This window comes from Rhizobium sp. NLR10b, from assembly GCF_019685435.1.
GTDB lineage: Bacteria > Pseudomonadota > Alphaproteobacteria > Rhizobiales > Rhizobiaceae > Rhizobium.
Map to the genome: position 1 here is coordinate 225,590 of NZ_JABDWV010000001.1, position 17,881 is coordinate 243,470.

The 17,881-nt window shown below is 61.5% G+C and carries 19 protein-coding genes and 1 pseudogene; 12 read left to right on the top strand and 8 right to left on the bottom strand.

Going from position 1 to position 17,881, the window contains the following annotated elements; genetic code table 11:
• Window positions 1-14 precede the first annotated feature (14 nt).
• From HJB91_RS00990 to HJB91_RS01005, 4 genes are all read left to right on the top strand, one after another.
• Window positions 15-1,196 carry a serpin family protein gene (locus HJB91_RS00990; RefSeq protein ID WP_210632614.1) on the top strand — a complete coding sequence of 394 codons (1,182 nt, stop codon included), beginning with the start codon at window positions 15-17 and terminating at the stop codon, window positions 1,194-1,196.
• Window positions 1,197-1,237: 41 nt separating this feature from the next.
• Complete coding sequence (locus HJB91_RS00995) at window positions 1,238-3,643, top strand: protein kinase domain-containing protein (protein ID WP_221153310.1); 2,406 nt, start codon at window positions 1,238-1,240, stop codon at window positions 3,641-3,643.
• Window positions 3,644-3,978: 335 nt separating this feature from the next.
• On the top strand, window positions 3,979-4,746 hold the full coding sequence (locus tag HJB91_RS01000; protein WP_221153311.1) for an NYN domain-containing protein: 768 nt from the start codon (window positions 3,979-3,981) through the stop codon (window positions 4,744-4,746).
• A gap of 233 nt (window positions 4,747-4,979) precedes the next feature.
• Entirely contained in the window at window positions 4,980-5,291 is a 312-nt protein-coding gene (locus HJB91_RS01005) for a DUF982 domain-containing protein (RefSeq protein WP_221153312.1), read from the top strand.
• Window positions 5,292-5,451: 160 nt separating this feature from the next.
• Here HJB91_RS01005 and HJB91_RS01010 read toward each other — a convergent pair whose 3' ends face one another.
• The 6 genes from HJB91_RS01010 to HJB91_RS01035 all read right to left on the bottom strand — a co-directional run bounded on the left by HJB91_RS01010 (window position 5,452) and on the right by HJB91_RS01035 (window position 10,557).
• Window positions 5,452-6,081 (bottom strand): tyrosine-type recombinase/integrase, encoded by a 630-nt coding sequence (locus HJB91_RS01010; RefSeq protein ID WP_221153313.1) that lies wholly within the window; start codon window positions 6,079-6,081, stop codon window positions 5,452-5,454.
• A gap of 107 nt (window positions 6,082-6,188) precedes the next feature.
• Window positions 6,189-6,584, bottom strand: coding sequence for a cupin domain-containing protein (locus HJB91_RS01015; protein WP_221153314.1), 396 nt, complete (start codon window positions 6,582-6,584; stop codon window positions 6,189-6,191).
• Window positions 6,585-6,642: 58 nt separating this feature from the next.
• Window positions 6,643-7,707, bottom strand: coding sequence for an alpha/beta fold hydrolase (locus HJB91_RS01020; protein ID WP_221153315.1), 1,065 nt, complete (start codon window positions 7,705-7,707; stop codon window positions 6,643-6,645).
• Between the two features lie 156 nt (window positions 7,708-7,863).
• Window positions 7,864-8,880: a zinc-dependent alcohol dehydrogenase family protein gene (locus tag HJB91_RS01025; protein WP_221153316.1), complete on the bottom strand. Its 1,017-nt coding sequence runs from the start codon at window positions 8,878-8,880 to the stop codon at window positions 7,864-7,866.
• Window positions 8,881-8,899: 19 nt separating this feature from the next.
• Window positions 8,900-9,370: a cyclophilin-like fold protein gene (locus HJB91_RS01030; protein WP_221153317.1), complete on the bottom strand. Its 471-nt coding sequence runs from the start codon at window positions 9,368-9,370 to the stop codon at window positions 8,900-8,902.
• Window positions 9,367-10,557, bottom strand: a complete 1,191-nt coding sequence (locus HJB91_RS01035; protein ID WP_221153318.1) for an MFS transporter — start codon at window positions 10,555-10,557, stop codon at window positions 9,367-9,369. Before HJB91_RS01035 ends, HJB91_RS01030 begins: the two co-directional genes overlap by 4 nt.
• 123 nt (window positions 10,558-10,680) lie before the next feature.
• On the opposite strand from HJB91_RS01035, the gene HJB91_RS01040 reads away from it, so the two are divergent.
• Entirely contained in the window at window positions 10,681-11,577 is an 897-nt protein-coding gene (locus tag HJB91_RS01040; protein WP_221153319.1) for a LysR family transcriptional regulator, read from the top strand.
• Between the two features lie 269 nt (window positions 11,578-11,846).
• Window positions 11,847-12,293 (top strand): isoprenylcysteine carboxylmethyltransferase family protein, encoded by a 447-nt coding sequence (locus HJB91_RS01045; protein WP_221144931.1) that lies wholly within the window; start codon window positions 11,847-11,849, stop codon window positions 12,291-12,293.
• Between the two features lie 361 nt (window positions 12,294-12,654).
• Here the strand turns inward: HJB91_RS01045 and HJB91_RS01050 are convergent.
• Window positions 12,655-12,852: pseudogene (locus HJB91_RS01050) on the bottom strand (4-oxalocrotonate tautomerase); the annotation flags it as partial.
• A 110-nt stretch (window positions 12,853-12,962) separates the two neighbouring features.
• Between HJB91_RS01050 and HJB91_RS01055 the strand changes: the two are divergent.
• The 6 genes from HJB91_RS01055 to HJB91_RS01080 all read left to right on the top strand — a co-directional run bounded on the left by HJB91_RS01055 (window position 12,963) and on the right by HJB91_RS01080 (window position 16,922).
• On the top strand, window positions 12,963-13,847 hold the full coding sequence (locus HJB91_RS01055) for a LysR family transcriptional regulator (RefSeq protein WP_221123122.1): 885 nt from the start codon (window positions 12,963-12,965) through the stop codon (window positions 13,845-13,847).
• 94 nt (window positions 13,848-13,941) lie between these two features.
• A complete protein-coding gene (locus tag HJB91_RS01060; protein WP_221123124.1) occupies window positions 13,942-14,451 on the top strand; it encodes a nucleoside kinase in 510 nt (169 codons plus the stop codon).
• A 198-nt stretch (window positions 14,452-14,649) separates the two neighbouring features.
• Window positions 14,650-14,997 carry a helix-turn-helix transcriptional regulator gene (locus HJB91_RS01065; protein ID WP_221123148.1) on the top strand — a complete coding sequence of 116 codons (348 nt, stop codon included), beginning with the start codon at window positions 14,650-14,652 and terminating at the stop codon, window positions 14,995-14,997.
• Window positions 14,990-15,493: an SRPBCC family protein gene (locus tag HJB91_RS01070; RefSeq protein ID WP_097598909.1), complete on the top strand. Its 504-nt coding sequence runs from the start codon at window positions 14,990-14,992 to the stop codon at window positions 15,491-15,493. Before HJB91_RS01065 ends, HJB91_RS01070 begins: the two co-directional genes overlap by 8 nt.
• Before the next feature lie 102 nt (window positions 15,494-15,595).
• Complete coding sequence (locus HJB91_RS01075) at window positions 15,596-15,961, top strand: VOC family protein (RefSeq protein WP_097598955.1); 366 nt, start codon at window positions 15,596-15,598, stop codon at window positions 15,959-15,961.
• Window positions 15,962-16,061: 100 nt separating this feature from the next.
• Window positions 16,062-16,922: an NmrA family NAD(P)-binding protein gene (locus HJB91_RS01080; protein WP_221153320.1), complete on the top strand. Its 861-nt coding sequence runs from the start codon at window positions 16,062-16,064 to the stop codon at window positions 16,920-16,922.
• A 91-nt stretch (window positions 16,923-17,013) separates the two neighbouring features.
• Here HJB91_RS01080 and HJB91_RS01085 read toward each other — a convergent pair whose 3' ends face one another.
• The gene (locus HJB91_RS01085) at window positions 17,014-17,877 is read right to left on the bottom strand and encodes an NmrA family NAD(P)-binding protein (RefSeq protein WP_210632626.1); all 864 of its coding nucleotides are present in this window, start codon (window positions 17,875-17,877) and stop codon (window positions 17,014-17,016) included.
• Window positions 17,878-17,881 lie beyond the last annotated feature (4 nt).

Consider the following 17,881-nt stretch of genomic DNA (forward strand, 5'->3'; position numbering starts at 1 on the left):
AAGGGAGGCGAATGATGTCGAGATCCATTCTGCTGGCGGGCCTTTCCGCTTCCCTGATGGCGCTGGCGCCCGCCCATGCGGGCGATGCCACCGACACCAGGGCGGTCCTTGCCGCCCAGGCCGGGCTTGCCGTCGACCTGATCGACCGCACGCTGGCGAAAGAGGGGGCGGCCAACATCATGGTGTCGCCGGCAAGCCTTGCCGCCGCGCTGGGTCTCGCGAGCCTCGGCGCCTCGGATGCGGGCAAGGCGGCCATCGCCCGGGGGCTGGGTTTCGGCGATGCGGTCAAGGGGCCGGAGAAGGTGCTCGACGAGATGAACCCGAAGACGCCGCCGGCGGCGGATGCGCCGCTGGCCTCAGGTGTTGCGATCGTCTTCGACGACAAGCTGGCGCTCCTCCCCGATGCCCTCCCCATGCTGGCCGGCCACCGTATCAAGCCGTCGATCGAGGATCTCGATCAGCCCCAATCCGTCGAGCACATCAACGGCTGGGTCAGGCAGGCGACGCGCGACGCCATTCCGGCGATCCTGGAAACGCCGCCCGGCGGCGGCTTCATCAGCCTCGGCGCGCTCTCCTTCAAGGCGCGCTGGAAAACCGCCTTCGAGGCTCAGAGCCCGGCCGCCCCGTTTCGGCGGCCGGACGGCTCGACGGTCTCGGTGCCGATGATGCATCTTGCCGGCGACGGCCAGAAATTCCGCGTCGACGATCGTTTCGCAGCCGTCGACCTCGCCTATTCTGGTGAAACCTACCGCATGGTGGTGATCGCGGCGCGCTCGGAAAAGGGTGTCGGCGGTTCCGATCTCAAAACCCTTGCCTCCTGGCTTCAGGGCGAGAAATTCGAAGCCGCCAAGGGGGAAATCTTCCTGCCCCGCTTTTCCCTCAATGACGGGCGTGATTTGATGCCGACACTCCATGCCATGGGCCTTTCGCCTGATAAGGCGAGCGATGCGGCTTTTCCCAGGTTCACCACGGAAAACATCAGCTTGTCGCGCGTTCTGCAGAAGACGATGATCAAGGTCGATGAGAATGGCACGGAAGCGGCGGCGGCAACGGCCGTGGTCACCGAGCGCAGCATCGATCCGAAACTGGTGCGGGTGAGCGCCGACGCCCGTTTCGCCTTCGCGCTTCGCGATACGAAGACCGGCCTGTTTCTCGCCGCCGGCCTGATCGGCGATCCGCTTCTGGCGGGTGAATGACATGCGCTTTGATGAAGACAAAATGGCAGGGGGACACGTGCATGAGAAGTGATCTGATCGCCCGCTACACGATCGGCGAGCCGGTCTATGAAAACGAGTTCATCGTCTATCCGGCTCAGGACAAGCGGATGGATCGTTCGGTCTTCATCGTCGCGCCTGACGTGGCGCTGAAACTGGACAAGGCCCGCTTCGAGCGGGTCTGGACCTCGGTCAACGAGGCCAAATCGCTGACGGCGCGGCGCTTCGTCGAGATCGAGGATCTGATCCCGCCATCGCCGGAAGACGACAACTTCTATATCGTCGAGAAGCGGCCGTCGAAGACGCTGCACCAGTATCTCGAGGAAACCGAGATGGTCGCCTATGACCGCGCCATCGAGATCGGCCGCCATATCCTCGAAGGGCTGGCGACGCTGCACGGGGCCGGTTACGCCCACAATGCCCTGACCGACCAGTGCATCTACGTGTCGGAGGATTATTCCGGCCTCTCGGTCCGGATCGGCAACCTGCACCTGATCTCCAGGATCGGCGAGCACATCATCCCGCCCTATGCGCCGGAATTCGGCGCGCCGGAGATCTATGCCAGCGGCACATTCTCGGCCTCCGCCGCACTCGACATCTATGCGATGGGCATGATCGCCTACAAGCTCTTCCTGCCGCGGCAGACCTATGCCAGCGTCTTCGACAGCGTCATGGTCTGGGAGGACGAGCACCAGCGCGAGCAGAGCTGGAAGAACATCCATCTCGACCCCTCCAACATCTTCCCGCGCCTCGACGTGCTGATCCCCGGATTTCCCGAGGGCCTGGCCAGCCTGATCGAGAGAATGCTGAGCCGCGATCCGGCACAGCGACCGCGCATGGGCGCCGATGCGCTCGGCGAATTCAGCCGCGTCACCACGGGCATCCAGCCGATGGCCTGGGACCCGCGCGGCGGCATGCCGCAACAGCCGGAAGCGCCGAAGCGGAAGAAATGGACGCTGGCGCATTTCTCGATGATCGGTGCGCTGCTCCTGATCTGCATCGGTGTCGGCGTCGTCACGATCCCGAAGCTGCTGCGCCCCGATCCCAAGCTCGTCGCCGATGTCGGCACCTGGAAAAAGGAGGCCGAAAGCCGCAGGGACAAAGCCGTCGCCGCCAAGGCGCCGGAACGCCCCTCCGGCGACGAGGCGAAGCTCTCCTATGATGCCGGCGCCGCCGCACTGACCGAGGCTAATGCCGCCCTCAAGGATGAGGACTACAAGAAGGCGCTTCCGGGCTACCAGAAGGCCGCCATCAGCCTTGGCAAATCGCTGATCTCAATCTCGAAAGAAAACGCTGAAAAGGCCAAATCGGCCGCTGCCGCCGCCGGCGGCGACAAGGCCCCGAGTTTTGCCGAGGCCGACAGCAAGATGAAGGCCGCCGCCGACAGCGCCGCCGCCCAGCAGATGCATGGCGCGGTCGACAACTATGAAGCAGCGAAAACGGCTTACGACGATCTCGCCAAGGGGCTGACCGCGCTGTCGGCAGCCGAAAAGGACGCCACGGCAAAACGCGAAACCGTCACCCGCATCGGCGCCGGCGACAGCCCCGACGTCGCCAAGGCGAGCGGCCTGATGACCGAGGCCAAGGCCAAGGCCGAGCAATGGCAGCTGCCGGCCGCGACCTCCGGCTACGGCGACGCCGCCAAGCTCTTCGCCGCACTGATATCGGATGTGATGGCGGCCAAGGACGAGGCGACGGCGCTGAGGCAGAAAGTCACCGATCTCCACGCCTCGCTGACGACGCGCGCCGGCCCCACTGATCCGACACTTGCCGCGCTGGCGCCGAAGCTCACCGAGGCCGATGGCCGCTACACCGCCGAGGCCTACAAGCTCGCCATCGCAGCCTATCAGCCGATCCTGACCGATCTCCAAGCGCTCTCGGCGCGCGGCTTCTGCCCGGTTGCACCCAATGTCGCCTTCGAGACCATCCCTGCCGGCAGCTATCCGCTCGACAACGTCCGGCTGATGACCTCGTCGCTGAAGGAGCTCGGCGGCATGCTCGGCGTCGCCAATGGCGCCGTGAAGGTCGAAAAATCCTTCTGCATGCAGGCCAAGGCGGTCACCCGCGCCGAGATGGCCGAGTATTACACCGCCAACTCAGACCCGGCCTCCGCCCAGGCCTATGCCGGCAATCCCGAGCAGCCGGCCGACGACGTGCCGCTCGCCGAGGCACAGAACTATACCGCCTGGCTGTCGAAACAGCTGAACGCCCCCGTCCACCTGCCGTCGGCGACCGAATGGATGGCGAGCGCCGTCAAGCTGACGACGGAAAAACTGCCCGACAACGGCGACATCATCCTGCAATGGAGCGCCACCCCCTGCGAAGCCGGCGGCAACGTCGCCTTCATGGCCCAGGAGGGCTCCACTTTCGTCGTCTGCTCGGATGCTTCGGCCGGCGGGATTTTTCGGGTGAGCGCCGAATTGAAGTGAGCAGGCAGAAGGGTGGGACTGAGCGGGTGAGCTGTGTGCCCCATCTTCTCCCCACTCGGGAATTCTATGGAGGGAAAGGCTCGTTCGTTTTGACAGTATCGGCGCCCCTCGCTCCCTCTTCTCCCCTCGGGGGTCCGAAGGACGGGTTGAGACCCGTGGCTCAACCCCGGTCGGTGGCCCTAGGGCGGATGAGGGGGCCACACGGCACGCCATTCATAGTCCCTTTAGCTGCTCTCATTCGCGATAGGCGAAACGTGATGCAACCGCATGGTTGAAGGAACTACAGAGTTAGCCAGCTTGAATTTGGGGCCTATCAATCACCACGGAGCTTTGACATGCCTGAACCACGCTCGCCACGTCTTGCTGTTCTAATCGACGCTGACAACGCCTCCGCAAAGATCGTTGACGGTCTATTCGAGGAAATAGCCAAGATCGGCGAAGCGAGCGTGCGGCGCATCTATGGCGACTTCGCCAATGCTCGCTCCAAGGCATGGATCGACGTCCTCGCAAGACACGCGATCATCCCTCAACAACAGTTTGCCTACACCACGGGCAAGAACGCATCAGACATCACGCTGGTCATCGATGCGATGGACTTGCTGCATAGTGGCCGCTTCGACGGTTTCTGCCTGGTGTCATCAGATAGCGATTTCACGCGTCTCGCCTCACGCATTCGGGAACAAGGGATCGATGTCTTCGGCTTCGGGGAGCAGAAGACGCCGGAGAGCTTCCGCCAGGCATGCCGGCGGTTCATCTACACGGAAAATCTGACGCCTTCGGTCGTGTCGAACGGAACGGACGCCGCACAGGTTGCGTCTTCCCTACGGCCGCCGAGCGCCGCAACACCGATCATCAAAAGAGTAATCGCGCAGATGGAAACCGAGGATGGATGGATCCCGCTCGGCGCGGTCGGAACCCAACTTGCCAATCTCGCATCCGACTTCGACCCACGGACGTTCGGATTCAAGAAGTTGAGCGATCTGATTAAGAAGACGAACTCCTTCGAGGTCGATCATGCCGAAGGCGGGCAATTTCGTATCCGCCTGAAACCTGCGCCAACAAAAAGCAGGGTGAAGCCGGCAACCCAACGCATCGGCAGATAACGCTGATTGGATCTCAGATCCCGCGAGGGTTTGCGTTTCGATATGATTTGGATTGTCGCTCCCTCTGCTTCGGCGGCGGCCTCGTCAGCGTAAGCGCCGAATTACGGCGAACTTTCATTCACAAATTCGCGTTCAAGCCGTGTCTAACGACAAATTTCAATTCCAAATTTTTAAATACGCGCGTACATTGAACATGGGGACTGTAGTATCCGTGCGTTGAGGGGTCGGGGAAAATGTGCTGGAATACATCATCAGCATTCACGCCTGTCGGGTTTGCTTTGCGAGGTCCGAAATCTCGCAAAATCGTGTGGACATTGGGTGACGCGGCGCGTCTCCTGATGAACGACTGGCCATGCGATGACGGCGAGGAATATATGGCTGCCGTCAAAGCCTGCGTCGACGCCATCACCGGCAAAATTGCCCCGGAACAATTCCGCGAAGTGCTTTTGCGTGCGGCCGACGAGGCGGGTATCCGTACGCTATCGCTGGTTCCGCTGGGAATGGGAGGGCCGCGGCCGGGCCTGCCGCCAATGATGCGATCGTAGGCCGTACATCGAGCGCCCAACCTTTTAGACGTCACCTCTGAGCCTACAGAGCGCTCACTGGGCTCGGCGTGAGGAACGGCAGATTCGGGGCCGTCAGCGGACTGTCCGCTTCTGACGGACAAACCACAGAAGCGGACGTGTTTCGTCGCTACAAAACAACTCAGATCTCAGTCCGCTCGGCCAATTCCAGTGCATCCTCAATGTCGACGCCGAGATATCTGACTGTGTTCTCGATCTTGGTATGGCCAAGCAGTATCTGGATCGCTCGAAGGTTGCCGGTGGCCTTGTAGATCATCGCAGCCTTAGTTCGTTGTAGGGAATGCGTACCGTGGTCCTCCCGACGAAGCCCGATCGCCGTCACCCACTCATCGAACAGCCGGGCGTATTGCCGAGTGCTGAGATGAGCACAGGGATCGACGCGACTGGGAAAAGCGAAGTCATCGACAGTTCCTCCCCTTCGTTGAAGCCAGGCGAGCAGACTAGCTCTGACCTCAGTCGTAATTTCGAACTGCACGGGCCGTCCAGTCTTCTGCTGGACGACGGTGGCGCGAGTTCGAATGTCGTGGCCGGTGACGAGTGTCCCGATTTTCAGCTTTACCAGATCGCAGCCACGGAGCTTGCTGTCGATGGCAAGATCGAAAAGCGCCCGATCTCGCATCCTTCCTTCACGGTCGAGGAAGAAGCGAACTGCCCAGATCTGGCGCTGCTTGAGAGGCTTCTTGACACCAACTTGTTTACCCGCTTTCCAAGCCGGTCGACCCAGCGCGCTATCATATTGTGAGATTCCCATTTCCGTTCTCCTATGGCCACCATTGGCCACAGGAAAAACGCGCATCGTACAATTAGATGACGGGACCGTGTGCGGACCGACTGCTAGCTTGCGGCCAGCCTCTTGGTTCATCCTTCGAATTGCTCCTGGGTGACATGCTCCATCCAGTCCACGACCTTTCCGTCGAGATGTTCTTGGATCGCGATGTGGCTCATCGCCGTTGTCGGCCCCGCGCCGTGCCAATGTTTCTCGCCAGGCTCGAACCACACCACATCGCCCGGGCGGATTTCCTGTCTCGGCCCACCTTCGCGTTGAACGCGTCCCAAACCGCTCACGACGACGAGGGTTTGGCCCCGCGGATGAGTGTGCCAAGCGGTTCGAGCGCCGGGCTCGAATGTGACCGTTGCGGCGGCACCGCGTCTAGCTTCGTTGGCGGCGAACAGCGGGTCGATTCTGACCGAACCCGTGAACCAGTCCGACGGACCTTTGCCGGAAGGTTGGCTGCCGAGTGAAATAATATCCATGTCGAACCTCCTTTGTGGGACCGAGCCGACCACCGGAATGGTGGCCGGCTTAACGGCATTATGCCGCCAGGTGCTGGTTGAAGAACTGGGCGAGCTTGTCGAAGGGAATGATGTCTGTCTTGTCGTAGAGGTCGACGTGGCTCGCGTCTGGGATCACCATCAGTTCCTTCGGCTCTGCCGCTGCTTCGAACGCCGTCTCAGCGAAGTAGAGCGAGTGAGCCTTTTCGCCATGAACGAACAGAACCGGACGCGGGGAAATCTCCGCGATATAGGACAGGATCGGCATGTTCATGAACGACAGTGGTGTTGTCTGCGTCCAGGCGTTACGGGAGTTGACGGCGCGCTTATGGTATCCGCGCGGCGTGCTGTAATAGTCGTGATAGTCGATCATGAACTGCGGAGAGCCTGCCGAGACAGTGGCGTTGTAGGCAGGCTGATAGGCGGGGCTCCCCTTTTCCGCGTCGATCCAGCGCTGACGGCTCATCTGTTCAAGCGCCTGGGTGCGCTGTTCTAGCGTGACGCTGTCATTGTAGCCCTTCGACATCACGCGGGTCATGTCGTACATCGTGCTGGCAACGACGGCCTTAACACGCTTGTCGATCGCGACGGCGTTCAGAGCCATGCCGCCCCAGCCGCAGATGCCGATAACACCGATGCGCCCACGATCGACCTCCGAGCGCAGGCCGATGTAGTCGACCGCTGCGCTGAAATCTTCTGTGTTTATGTCCGGCGATGCGACATTGCGCGGCTCACCGCCGCTTTCGCCTGTAAAGGACGCGTCGAAGGCGAGCGTGATGAAGCCGCGTTCGGCCATCGTCTGCGCGTAGAGACCGGAGGACTGCTCTTTGACCGCGCCGAAGGGGCCACCTACGGCGATCGCTGGAAGGCGGCGATCACCGCGGTTCTTCGGGAGGTAGATGTCGCCGGACAAGGTGATGCCGTAGCGGTTTTTGAATGTAATCTTCTCGTGGTCGACGGCTTCGCTCCTGGGAAAGGTCTTGTCCCAGTCCGCAGTGTCCTGGGCGATCGCTGGGCCTCCGACGGCGTTCGTGACACCCAGTGCGGCGACTCCGACTCCGGTTAGCTTGAGGAAGGTACGGCGAGCTTCATTGTGGTCGGTCATATGTGCTTCTCCTTGACAATACTGCTTGCAGTGGGTGGTTTGGTCCGGACACGAGGGCGCGGGTGCGGAAACGGGAGGTCTCCACATCGGCAATCCTGGTCTTGAGCGTAGTCGGCAGCCAGCGGGCTCGAACCTCCGGCTGGCTTCCGGAAGGGGCTAGAGGCGCAACAGCGTCTTGATCGCGCGGCGATCGTCCATCGCCTTGTAGCCTTCGGCGACGTCCTCCAACGGAAGTTCGAGGTCGAACACCTTGCCAGGATCGATCTTGCGGCTGAGGATCAGGTCGAAGAACTGCGGCAGGTAGCGGCGCACAGGGGCGGGACCGCCGAGCAGGTTCTTCTGAGCGAAGAACAACATCTGCCCGTCAAGTGATACGCCATGCGGAACGCCGACAAAGCCTATTGAGCCGCCCGGCCGAGCCGCGTTGACCGCCTGCATCATCGATTCCTGTGTGCCGACGCATTCCAGAACCGAATCAGCGCCGATGCCGTTCGTCAATTCCCGAATCTTGGCGGCACCTTCGTCGCCGCGCTCGGTGACGATATGCGTCGCGCCATATTCCAGCGCCAGTTCCTGGCGGGACTTGTGTCGGCTCATCGCGATGATCCGCTCGGCACCCAACTGCTTGGCAGCGAGGACACCCATGAGGCCAACCGCGCCGTCGCCTACCACAACGGCCGTGCAGCCTGGCTGGACACGCGCGGCATCCGCGGCATACCAACCCGTGCCCAGTACATCTGATGCGGCGAGCAGACTCGGTATCAAGTCTTCGGGCGGCATCTCGGCGGTAGCCACCAGCGTGCCGTCGGCATTGGGGATGCGCGCGATCGGCGCTTGCCCGCCAGACATGAACTGGCGATTGACGCAGGACGACGGCCAACCGCCAAGGCAATTGGGGCACTTGCCGCAAGACAGCACGAAAGAGCCGACGACGAACTGGCCGGGCTTCACCGTTGACACGGCCGATCCGACCTCGACGATGACACCGCAATACTCATGACCCATCTGGGCGGGTTCATTGACAGGCTGGAGTCCGCGATACGGCCAAAGATCGGAGCCGCAGATGCAGGACGCCGAAAGCTTGATGATCGCGTCCGTCGGCTCGATGATCTTGGGTTCTGCGACTTCGACGCAACGAACATCGCCGGGGCTGTAGAGAACTGTTGCACGCATGATCGTGTCCTTCCTTAAATTATTCGACGCGTTCGATGCGCAGGGGAAACTCGCCGCGGGTCAGCATCGGTTCGATCCCGCCGTCGACGCGCCCGAGGCGGATCAAACCGCTGGAATAGCGATAGGATGCATAGAACAGGATGACGTCACCCCAAGGCGCGTAATAGCAGACGTCGCCGGGCTGTTCGTTTCCGAATGGACCGCTGCCGTACTCCGTCAATTTCCGTGGCAGGTAGGCAATCTTCTCGTTGTTGGAATAGTCCTCGATCTTTAGGTCGAGCGGCAGCATCGATGCGAAGTCCCGTGCCGAGGGATTGTCGTAGAGGGTCGCGTTGACGGTGTGCCTGTCGAAGCTGAAGCGGACTTTCATATCTGTGGCCTCCTGATTGGCGGGGTCGCGGCGCTGCTGGCCGAATGCCAACGGCGGGAACATCATGGTGGCGAGGCTGCCGACCCACACCGTTCGGCGATGCAATTGAAGCAATGTCATACGGCGTTCCTCCGGGCGTTGCGCATGGCGGCAAGCGCGAGAATGGATGAAGCCGCCAAGATGAGGGTCGCAAGAGCGAACGGGCCCCACCATCCGATGGTGTCGAACAGATATCCACCGCCCGCGGCTCCAGCCGTGATGCCGAGTTGGATGACGGCGACGCTCAGTCCGCCGCCAGCTTCGGCGTCATCGGAGATGTGCCTGCTCACCCAGGTGCCCCAGCCCACGGGCGCAGCGGTGCCGAAGAAACCCCAAGCAACCAGCAATGCCGCCACGAGCAGAGACGCCGAGGTGAGTGCGACCATGCCGATCGCGAGCAGTGCCATGACGGCGGGAATGCCGATAAGAAGGCTGAACAGGCGTGTCCGCAAAGCTTTGCCGATCGCGATCGTGCCGAGCACGCCTGCGAGGCCCATCAGCAGAAGCACGAGGGAGATGGATTCGATGGAGAAGCGTCCCGCGGTCTCAAGATAGGGCCGCAGGTAGGTGAACAGTGCGAACTGGCCCATGAACAGGAACATAGTCGAAGCCATGCCCAGAAGGACCTGACGGCGGGCGAGAAGCCGCAGCACGTTGCCGCCGGACTTCTGATCCCGAGGCGGCATTGGCGGTAGGCTGCCCCACTGCCAGACAAGCGCCAGCATCGCGATGGGAACGACAAGGAAGAACGCGCTGCGCCAGCCGACATATGCACCCAGCAGACTGCCCAGCGGCGCGGAGATCGTGGCTGCCAGTGCGTTGCCGCCGTTGATCCAGGCGAGCGCCTTCGGGATCTCGTTCTCCGAGACCAGGCGCATGACGATCGATGTCGACATCGACCAGAAGCCACCGATGGCGATGCCGAGCAGGACCCGGCCAAGCATCAGAACCGGATAATTTGGCGCGAACGCCACGATCGTTCCCGACACGACGAGCAGCGATGTGAAACCACTCGCGACGAGGCGGCGATCGAGCCGACGCGTCAGGTGGGCGACTACAAGACTGGTGAGTACGGCGAACACCCCGGAGATCGAGATCGCCTGTCCCGTTTGTCCCTCTGTGATCGCGAGATCGTGAGCCACGAGCGGCAGCAAGCTCACAGGCATGAACTCCGAGGCGATGAGGACAAACGCAGCCAAAGCCATCGAAAACACCGCACCCAAGGCCCCTGCTATGCGGACGGGCTGTTGATCGCAAGTCAATGCCATTGGTTCGCGTCTTCCTCATCATTGCTTCGTTACGATCGAAATATACGCGGTGGTCATTCCAAGAATAAGGTGCCATAATCCGAAAGGACTTATCGATTGCCAATATGAATAGGAGCTGGCCTGTTGGAGCGGCAGGACCTCAACGACATGTTGTCCTTCATCGCAGTGGCCGAGGAACGGAGCTTCACCAAGGCTGCCGCAAAGCTGGGGACATCACAGTCCACGCTGAGTCATACTATCAAACAGTTGGAAGCACGGTTGGGCGTCAGATTGCTGACGAGGACCACGCGGAGTGTTTCACCGACGGACGCTGGGGACCGATTGCTCAAGGCCTTCGTGCCGCGACTTCGTGAACTTGACGGCGAACTGGAAGACCTGATGTCGGCCCGAGACAAGCCTGCCGGGGCGGTCAGGATCACACTTTCGGACCACGCACTGGAGACTGTCGTTTGGCCGAAGGTGCGGCCGCTTCTTCTGGAGTATCCCGATATCAAGCTTGAGCTCAACATCGACAACGGGTTCCGGGACATTGTCGAAGAACGATTTGATGCGGGTGTTCGTTTGGGCGAGAGCCTCGACAAGGACATGATTGCCGTGCGCATTGGTCCCGATTGGCGGCTCGTTGCGGTCGGCGCGCCCTCCTATTTCGCCAACCGTCCTGTTCCCGAAGTTCCGCAGGACTTGGTGGAACATGTCTGCATCAACACCCGGCAATCCCGATCGGGCGGTCTCTATGCATGGGAATTCGAGAAGGACGGCCGCGAACTCCGTGTCCGTGTCGATGGCCAGATCACGCTGAACAGCTCGATAGCCCAAGTCGAAGCAGCCACGGCGGGCTATGGCATCGCCTACGTTCCGGAAAACCTCGTGGAACGTCAGATCGCCCATGGGGAGCTGATCCAGATTCTCGACGATTGGTGCCCGTTGTTCACAGGCTACTATCTCTACTATCCCAGTCGACGCCAGAACTCGGCAGCGTTCCTGCTGATCATGAACGCTCTGCGATTTCGGGCTGAGTGACTTCGTGATACGAGCATGACTGCTATTGGCGCGTCAGAGACGTCGGGTTTGGCGCGTGTCGGCGCACCGGCGACTTACGCTGCCACAGAGCTGTGGCCGCTTTCGGGCATCAGCGATGACGACCTTTACGACCGAACTAAGGGGCGCTTTGCTGATCGGCCGCTTCCGACCCATAGCGGCCGCAAATGGCTTTGAGGGGCAATATTCCTTATAGTCGCTCCCGGTGCCGGCAATAGAGCGCCGGTCGCGCTCCGCGAGTGTGAACGAATATGTTGAAACTTCCGCCACCGATATGGGCCCTTCTCTACTTGATCCTCACTGCGGGCGCCAGCTACTTGGCCGGGTGGCCCGCCGTACCTTGGGTACATAGCCTCTTCGTCGGGATCGGCCTCATCGCGGTGAGTTTCATTGCTCCAGTTTGGGCCTTGATACTGTTCCGACGTGCGGGCACCCAGGTCAATCCCACCTCGGAAACCAACAACAAGCTGGTCACCGGCGGACCTTTTCAGTTCACCCGCAATCCCATGTATCTGGGCCTCGTCGTCCTCAGCCTCGGTGTGGCTGTGGCGACGGGCGCTATTCTTATGTTCGCCGCCCCTCTCTTGGTGTTTGCTACCGCCAATTGGGTCCACATCCCCTTCGAGGAAGCCAAGATGCGCCGCCAGTTCGGCCCGGCTTTCGACGACTACGCGCGGAACGTGAGACGGTGGCTTTAAGAGCCTCGCTTGTTTCGGCTGCGCGACAAAGCAGGTACTATAGTTTGGCGGCCGGAATGGCTGCTTGCCGCCCATACAGGAGGTAGCTCAGGCGTCTAGTGGAGCGTCGGCTTTGGACATTCCGCTCGACTTATCTTAATGGCCGGAACGAGGGCGCAAAGCCGCCATCTCCCACATCAACGAAGAGTCCCTCTTAGGACAGACTCGGTCGGTTCAGATGCAAGAGAAGCCAGAATCGCCGGCGAAGCCGGCTACCCGGAGGCTTGCAGGTGTTGTATGCGGCAGCCGATAAGGTTCCGGTCAGGGCCGGAGCCGAGGTCCTGGCTATGGCCCGCCGCCCGCCGATCGCTCCTTCGGCCTCTCAGCCCTCGGATTTCAGCTTGCCGCCGACCCCCCAGGAATCCTTGGCAATCTCCGTGATCAGGATCTCCAGCGATTCCGGCGGGCAGGCCAGGGTTTCGACGGCGGCCTTGGTTGCTTCGCGCACGAAGGCGCGTTTCTGCTCGTCGGTGCGGCCGGGATGCATCTGCAGGTGAAGAATGGGCATGTTTTTCCTTCGTTTTTGGCAATGTCCTTCGCCTTGCGGCGGGCATCACGACTATGTTGTAAATGCTGAGGTTGATAAATAAGCTGCCGGCATCGTCATTCGAAACCTGTGAGTAGGCAATCATGGACAAGCTGGCCGGCATGGCGATGTTCGTCAGGGTCATCGACAATGGCAGTTTCGCGGCCGCCGGGGAGATCGCGCGGGTGTCGCCGGCCATGGTAGCCAAGCACATCAAGACGATCGAGACCCGGCTCGGGGCCAAGCTCATCCATCGCACCACGCGGCGCCATCAGCTAACGGAGGTCGGCCAGCTCTATTACGAGCGCTGCAAGCGCGCGCTTGCCGAAGTGGCGCTGGCCGAGGCTTCGGCAAGCGAGCTGCAATCGGCGCCGCGCGGCCGGCTTCGGCTGGTGGCGCCCGTCAGCTTCGGCACACAAGTCCTGGTGCCGGCGCTGATCGAGTACCAGAATGCCTATCCCGACGTCAGCATCGAGCTGTCGCTCGACAACAATGTCCATGATCTCGTCGGCGAGGGGTTCGAGCTCGGCATCCACATCGGCCCGCTATCGGACAGCAGCCTCGTCGCCCGCGCACTCACGCCCTATCGGCGCATTCTCGCCGCCTCGCCGGGTTATCTTGCCCGCCATGGCCGGCCGGCCTTGCCGGAGGATCTGACGACCCATCTCTGCCTCGGCCATTCCTATTGGCGCATGCGTGACCGCTGGCACCTGGTCGGGCCGGGCGGCGAAATGCGCGATGTGCCGGTCTCCGGAAAATTTTCCACCAATCAGGGCGCAGCACTGCGCATGGCCGCGCTCAGCGGCGCGGGAATCGTGCTTCAGCCGGAACTGCTGCTCGCCGCCGATATCGCCGAAGGGCGGCTTGAGCAGGTGCTGCCGGAATGGTCCTACAGGCCTGTGCCGATGTACCTCATCTATGCCCCAAACCGGCGTCCGACAGCGATGCTGCGGACGGTGATCGATTTCCTGGTGGAACGATTCGGCTAAGCCGATCGATGTCGACATAGTGACGGGCGTGCCGGCTCATCCTCCGTCCGGTGAGACTCTTCTCACCGGATCAAAGCCCGTGATAAGAGCGCTCATGGGCATCAAGAACTATTTGATCGAAGGCAGTTCGGGCACTGGAAAAACCTCTGTCGCTTCCGAACTGGAGCGGCGGGGCTACCATGTTGTCCATGGCGACCGCGTCCTGGCATATGTGGGCGACCCCGAGACAGGCCAGGCACTCGCGGGACCACCTGAAGGCGCCGATCGCCTTGTCTGGGGATACGCGCATTGGATCTGGCCTGCCGAAAAGGTCCGGGCCATTGCTGCCGACACCACCCACCCTGTCACTTTCTTCTGTGGCGGCTCGCGCAATTTCCACAAGTTCTTGCACCTGTTCGATAAGGTTTTCGTGCTCGACATCGACGTTGAGACTTTGAACCGGCGATTGGATGGGCGGCCCGATGAGCCTGGCTTCGAGCCGGCCGAGCGGGCTCTGGTGCTCCGTTACCATAAGACCCGGGAGTATCTTCCCGTCGGCATCAATATCGACACGGCGGGCAGCATTACGGGTGTCGTCGACGATATCCTCGCTCAGCTCACCTAAAGTCCTGAAGCTGAATCGGATGCGAAGCGCTCGATCATTGTTCGAAGTGCGCTAAGCCGCGTGAAAGCTGATCAGCTGGATTTCCGTTCGTAGGCACCGGCAGCCGCCGCGGTGCATGACCTCGAGTGGCCGGTCTTCGGCGAGGAAAGTTCGGGGACGCTTGCGCTACCTGCGCGAGCAGGTTATACACTGAACCATATGGTTCAGTATGAAAGTCCTCCTCTCGATCTCTCATTCGCGGCGCTGTCGGATGCGACCCGCCGCGGGATCATCGATCAGCTTGGGCGAGGGGACGCGTCGATCACCAGTCTCGCGGACAAGTTCCAGATGACGCTGACCGGCATGAAGAAGCATGTCCAGGTTCTCGAGCGGGCGGGGCTCGTCGTCACGCAGAAGGTCGGACGGGTGAGAACCTGCAAGCTCGGGAAACGCGGCCTCAAGGCAGAGGCCGAGTGGATCGAGGCGCATCGCAGGCTGTTCGAGGCCCGCTTCGAAGCATTGGACGAAATCATCAGCGAAATGAAACGGGAGGAAAGCGATGACTGAGCAAGTTGAGAGGGCAGGTGGCGCGCAGAACCGCACGTCGGTCGAGCGCAGAGGGGATCGCGAACTCGTGGTAACCAGGATATTCGATGCGCCGCCGAGCACGGTTTACAGGGCGTGGAGCCGGCCCGAGTTGTTCCAGCGCTGGTGGGTGCCGAAATCGGTGCCCGGCATTTCGCTGGTATCATGCGAAATGGACGTCCGCACCGGCGGCAAATATCGGCTGGAATTCGGCGCCGGCGGTTCGGATACCATGGCCTTCTATGGCAAGTATCTCGAGGTGGCGCCGAACGAGCGCATCGTCTGGACCAACGACGAGGGCGAAGAGGGCGCAATCACCACCGTGACCTTCGAAGACCAGGGCGGGAAGACACTTGTGGTTTTCCACGAAGTCTATCCGACCAGGGAGGCGCTTGAGGAAGCACTGCAGGGCTCGGCTGTCGCATTGCCGGAGCAGTTGGAACAGCTCGACGAATTGCTTTCCAGCCTGACCGAGTAGCGCACGGCCTTCAGGCCGCCTTTGCCGCCATCCACGCACATCTGGAACGCAACTCGTCCTGTTTCATTACCGCGGAGGCGGTAAGCAAGGGGAGTTATGGCAATGCTGATCCAGGGAATCTACGCCGCGCTCGCAACGGCAGACATGGATAAAGCGGAGAAGTTTTACACGCAGCTGTTTGACCGGGAGCCCGATGATCGTCCGATGGAGGCGTTGATCCAATGGCGCAACGTCGCCGGAGCGAATATTCAAATCTTCCTCGACAAGGAGAATGCTGGTTTCGGCAGGCTGACCATTGTGGTGCCGAAAATGGATGAAGCCCGCAGAGCGCTCGAAGAGATTGGGGTGACGCTCACAGGTGAATCCGAGGGTGACTACGGAAGGATTGCCCAGATCGCGGACCCGGACGGCAATCGCATCACCCTTGCGGAGCCGCCCTCCCGTCCATTCGATACGCAGCGAAGATAGCGCCGTTGCTTGACGCTCTGGTTTGCGCGCGCCTAACGGCAATGGAACCTTCGGCAGCGCCGAAGTGTTGTGCTCGGCATGATTGCGGGAGGCATGACCGATGTACATCATTGTTGGCGGGACGGGGCGCGTTGGCTCAGCAGTGGCGAAGACGCTGCTCGACGGGGGCGAAGCCGTCACCATCGTCACCCGAAACCCTGAGAAGGCGGGCGCATGGCGACAGCGGGGCGCAGAAGTGGCGATCGCCGACGTCCACGACGTGGCCTCGTTGAGGAAGGTGTTCCGCTGCGGGAAGCGGGCCTTCCTGCTGAACCCGAACGCTGACATCGCGAGCGATACGGACCGGGAGGAGCGCGAGACCGTGTGCTGCCTGCTCGAGGCGATCGAAGGGTCCGGGCTGGAGAAGGTGGTGGCGCAATCAACCATGGGCGCGCAGCCGGGCGAGCAATGCGGCGATCTCAATGTCCTTTACGAACTGGAGACGGGCCTGAGAGGCCAGCCGATTCCCGCCAGTGTCATCCGCGCAGCCTATTACTACAGCAACTGGGATATGATGGTGGAACCTGTCGCGAAGGACGGGGTGCTATCAACCATGCTCCCGGCCGACCTCACGCTGCCGATGGTCGCGCCCGAGGATCTGGGAAGTGTGGCTGCACAGCTCCTGCGGGAGCCGATCGACCGGATCGGCATATACCCAGTCGAAGGGCCGGAACGATACTCTCCCAATGACGTTGCCGCAGCCTTCGCCGCCGCCCTCGGCCGGGCCGTTCGCGTCGAGGTGATCCCGCGCGAAACCTGGGAAGACGCATACCGCAATTTGGGCTTCTCCGACGCGGCGGCGCACTCATATGCCAGGATGACGGCTCTCACCGCCGATGGCCCCGAATATCCCGAGGACTCAATTCGCGGATCGATCTCGCTCCAGACATACATAGATGGGCTCGTTCGGGACTCGTCCTGACGCGCCTTCGTATGGGACTTGTGCCGGGGCAGGCGCCTCGTCTTCAGGTGGCGACCTCCATGGGATCGCTGAAGCCGCCACGGCGTTTTCATCAACCGCGTTCGACCAGTTTGCGGATAGCGGTCTCAAAGGTCGTTGTGCCCTTGCGCGATCGGGCCTCGCCATCTTCGAACTCGATCCAGCCTTCGTTGAAGCCGTCAAGCATGCGCATACGGGGTCGGGGGTTCTGCATGCCCTGGTTCAAAAACAGCGCTTCCCATGTCTCCCTTGCCACCGGCTCGGCACGGACCCTCTTGCCGAGCACGGCAGAGAAGGCCTCCGCCATCTGCAGCGGCGTGATGCGGAGCGGACCCTCAAGCTCGACGATGCGTTTACCGGTCCAGTCCTCCTGCAGCATTTCAGCCGCAGTTGCGCCGACATCGCGCACGGAAACCATTGGCACCGGTTTGGTGACCGGCTGCAGAAAGCTTGGCATGATGCCGCTCTCCCTTGCCGGCGCGATGTCCCAGGCTGAATTCTCCATGAACCAGCAGGCGCGCAAGAACGCTACCGGCATCGGGAGTGTCGACATTGCCCGCTCGACGAGGCCGAGCTGGCTCAGCAGATTCTCCTGCTTTGCCTGCGCGCCGATCGTCGACAGGCACACCACCTTCTTCGGTGACGCCTTTGTGAGCGCCGTCTTGAGCACTTCTATGATTGCTTTCACCTCCGGGAAACCCGGCGCAGGATCGAAGCTTGGCGGCAGAAGCAGGAAGACGCCCTCGGCGCCTTCGAAGGCTTGGGCGAGACCCGCCGCGTCCGTCATGTCGGCAATGGCGACTTCCGCACCTCGATCCCGCCAGGCGCCTGCTTTTTCCGCGTTGCGCAGGACTGCACGGACAGCAAGACCCTGATCTATCAGTTTCGCGCCGACCACGGCGCCGACCTGACCTGTTATTCCAGTGACAGCAAACATTATC

Coding starts and splice junctions, on each gene's coding strand:
- HJB91_RS00990 (WP_210632614.1), top strand. CDS start 15: ATGTCGAGATCCATTCTGCTGGCGGGCCTTTCCGCTTCCCTGATGGCG.
- HJB91_RS01070 (WP_097598909.1), top strand. CDS start 14,990: ATGACTGAGCAAGTTGAGAGGGCAGGTGGCGCGCAGAACCGCACGTCG.
- HJB91_RS01005 (WP_221153312.1), top strand. CDS start 4,980: ATGTGCTGGAATACATCATCAGCATTCACGCCTGTCGGGTTTGCTTTG.
- HJB91_RS01075 (WP_097598955.1), top strand. CDS start 15,596: ATGCTGATCCAGGGAATCTACGCCGCGCTCGCAACGGCAGACATGGAT.
- HJB91_RS01030 (WP_221153317.1), bottom strand. CDS start 9,370: ATGACATTGCTTCAATTGCATCGCCGAACGGTGTGGGTCGGCAGCCTC.
- HJB91_RS01000 (WP_221153311.1), top strand. CDS start 3,979: ATGCCTGAACCACGCTCGCCACGTCTTGCTGTTCTAATCGACGCTGAC.
- HJB91_RS01060 (WP_221123124.1), top strand. CDS start 13,942: ATGGGCATCAAGAACTATTTGATCGAAGGCAGTTCGGGCACTGGAAAA.
- HJB91_RS01015 (WP_221153314.1), bottom strand. CDS start 6,584: ATGGATATTATTTCACTCGGCAGCCAACCTTCCGGCAAAGGTCCGTCG.
- HJB91_RS01025 (WP_221153316.1), bottom strand. CDS start 8,880: ATGCGTGCAACAGTTCTCTACAGCCCCGGCGATGTTCGTTGCGTCGAA.
- HJB91_RS01020 (WP_221153315.1), bottom strand. CDS start 7,707: ATGACCGACCACAATGAAGCTCGCCGTACCTTCCTCAAGCTAACCGGA.
- HJB91_RS01010 (WP_221153313.1), bottom strand. CDS start 6,081: ATGGGAATCTCACAATATGATAGCGCGCTGGGTCGACCGGCTTGGAAA.
- HJB91_RS00995 (WP_221153310.1), top strand. CDS start 1,238: ATGAGAAGTGATCTGATCGCCCGCTACACGATCGGCGAGCCGGTCTAT.
- HJB91_RS01045 (WP_221144931.1), top strand. CDS start 11,847: ATGTTGAAACTTCCGCCACCGATATGGGCCCTTCTCTACTTGATCCTC.
- HJB91_RS01055 (WP_221123122.1), top strand. CDS start 12,963: ATGGACAAGCTGGCCGGCATGGCGATGTTCGTCAGGGTCATCGACAAT.
- HJB91_RS01065 (WP_221123148.1), top strand. CDS start 14,650: ATGGTTCAGTATGAAAGTCCTCCTCTCGATCTCTCATTCGCGGCGCTG.
- HJB91_RS01080 (WP_221153320.1), top strand. CDS start 16,062: ATGTACATCATTGTTGGCGGGACGGGGCGCGTTGGCTCAGCAGTGGCG.
- HJB91_RS01085 (WP_210632626.1), bottom strand. CDS start 17,877: ATGTTTGCTGTCACTGGAATAACAGGTCAGGTCGGCGCCGTGGTCGGC.
- HJB91_RS01035 (WP_221153318.1), bottom strand. CDS start 10,557: ATGGCATTGACTTGCGATCAACAGCCCGTCCGCATAGCAGGGGCCTTG.